Here is a 2,465-nt window from a genome sequence, read left to right as displayed (position 1 = left end):
GTGCCAGGCCAACAACGCCGGCGGCGCGACCGCCGCCTCGTCGGGCTGGCGCAGCTGCTATCTCGGCGCCGTCGGCATCGGCACGAAGACTTCGGCAGTCGCCCCGAACCACGTCTACGGCCGCGCGCTCGAAAGCGACGGCAGTGCCGGCAGCTTCTCGCTGGTCTGGGAAGACTCGCAATGGGGCAACGACCATGACAACGACGTCGTGTCGATGCTGACCTATTGCGTCGGCGCGAAATGCACGAAGAAGACCACGTCCACGCAGACCCACTACGACATCTGCTGGCGCTCGAACTCGGCCGACTGCGGTTCCAACGGGGCGCCGGCCGTGGCGGCCGACGAAGTGCTCGTCCGCATCGAGAATCTGTCCGCTTTCGCCGGCAACGCGATGCTGACGGGCTTTTCGGTCAGCGGTGCCGGCGCGAGCGACGGCGTGAAGCGCCTCACGCTGCGTCCCGGCGGCCAGAACGGCAGCGTGCTCGCGCAGACGGCGAATCCGCCGACCACGTGGACGGTGCCCCAGGTGCTCAAGCTCAAGGCCGGCGGCGGCGGTGCGAAAGAGCTCGAAAATCCGCTGTTCTACGCGGCGAAATTCGGCAGCTTCAAGGATGCGAACAGCGACAACCTGCCCGATGCGGGCGAATGGGATGCGCAGCAGCCGGGCAAGCCCGACGCATTCTTTCCGGTGCGCGACCCGGCGCGGCTCAAGAGCGAGCTGCGCAAGGTATTCGAAGCCATCATCGCCGGCTCGCGGCCCTCGGCCAGTCTCGCGACGAGTTCGCCGCGCTTCGTACCCGGCGGCACGCTGACCTACCAGGTGTCGTTCAAGGCCGACGACTGGAGCGGCGACGTGCAGGCGTACCGCCTGAACCAGAACGGCACGCTCGGTTCGCGCGTCTGGAGCGCCGCCGACCAACTGCCGGCAGCGGCGAGCCGCAAGATCTTCACGTCGGTGATCAACGGCACGAGCACGCGAGGCGCGGCGTTCGAGGCACAGACCTACAATGCCGCGAGCGCCGCGGCGGAGCTCCGCGGCGATCTGCCGGCCGAATTCACCATCGACGGACTCGTGGGCTATCTGCGCGGCGACCAGAGCAACGAAACGCCGAACGGTCCCTATCGCCGGCGCGAATCGCTGATCGGCGACATCGTCAACTCGACGCCGGCCGTCGTATCGCGGCGCAGCTTCGGCTACGCGGTACTGCCCGAATCGGTGTCCGGCAGGCCGACCGGCGCGTCGGCGTATCGCGCCTTCGTCGATCAGAAGAGCACGCGGCCCGTGCTGTTCGTCGGCGCCAACGACGGCATGATGCACGGCATCTCCGGCCACGAAGCCGGCGGCGTCGAACTGTTCGGCTACATACCGGCGGCCGTCACGCGCAAGCTGCACCAGCTCGCGAAACCGTCATACGCACACCAGTACTACGCGGATGCCTCGCCGCTCGTCGGCGACGCGTATCTGGGCGGCAGCTGGAAAGAAGTGCTGCTGAGCTCCGTCGGCATCGGCGGGCGCGGCGTCTACGCGCTCGACGTGACCGGCCTCGGCAACACCGGCGCGTTCGGCGCCGACAACGTGCTCTGGGAATTCAACGACCGCATCGATGCCGACATGGGCCAGCTCGCCGAGCGGCCGCAGATCGCCCTGCTCGCCGACGGCAACTGGGCCGCGGTGTTCGGCAACGGCTACAACGGCGGCAGCCAGCGCGCGATGCTCTACGTGCGCGACCTCGCCAGCGGCAACGCGATCGCGAAGATCGACACCGGCGTCGGTTCGGTCGACGACCCCAATGGCATGTCCGGGGTCGCCGCGATCGACACCGACGGCGACCGCGTCGCCGACACGGTCTACGCCGGCGACTACCAGGGCAACCTGTGGAAATTTGCATTCGTCTCGGGCAGCTGGCGCAATGCGCTCGGCACGCAGCCGCTGTTCCGTGCGATCGACCGGCACGGCCATCGCCAGCCGATCACCGGCGGCATCGACGTCGTCGCGAACCCGATCGGCGGCACCGTCGTGCTGTTCGGCACAGGCCGCTATCTGAGCACGGACGATGCGAATCCGGCGCGCCTGGAAGCCGACGGCAAGCCGCTCGTCAATTCGATCTACGGCATCTGGGACCAGGGCGCGCAGGCCACGCCGATCCTCCCGACCGCCGCGACGCGCGCGAGCCTGCTGCGCGAGCAGCGCATCACCGGCTATACGAACGGCTATCGCACGTCGACGCAGGACGCGGTCGGCTACCGGTCGAGCTTCAATCCCGACGGCCGGCTCGGCTGGTATCTCGATCTCGAATTCGTCAGCGGCGGCCGCGACCAGTTGCGCAGCGAACGCGTGCTCGCCGCGCCGGCCGTGATCCTCGGCACCGTGCTGTTCAACACCTTCCGTCCCCAGGGCGACGTCTGCCAGCCCGGCGGCCTCAATGCGCTGATGGAACTCGATGCGCTGAGCGGCGGCGCGAGCT

General features: G+C 68.5%; 1 protein-coding gene. It reads left to right on the top strand.

Annotation, left to right across the window (positions count from 1 at the left end; genetic code table 11):
* The coding region (locus VLF18_RS03235) for a pilus assembly protein (RefSeq protein WP_325278181.1) at positions 1-2,465 on the top strand (2,465 nt) is incomplete at both ends.

The sequence above is a fragment of the Tahibacter sp. genome (assembly GCF_035481375.1).
In the GTDB taxonomy this organism is placed as follows: Bacteria; Pseudomonadota; Gammaproteobacteria; order Xanthomonadales; family Rhodanobacteraceae; genus Tahibacter.
The sequence above is the reverse complement of the archived record's forward strand: the minus strand, read 5'-3'. Positions and strand labels throughout refer to the sequence as shown.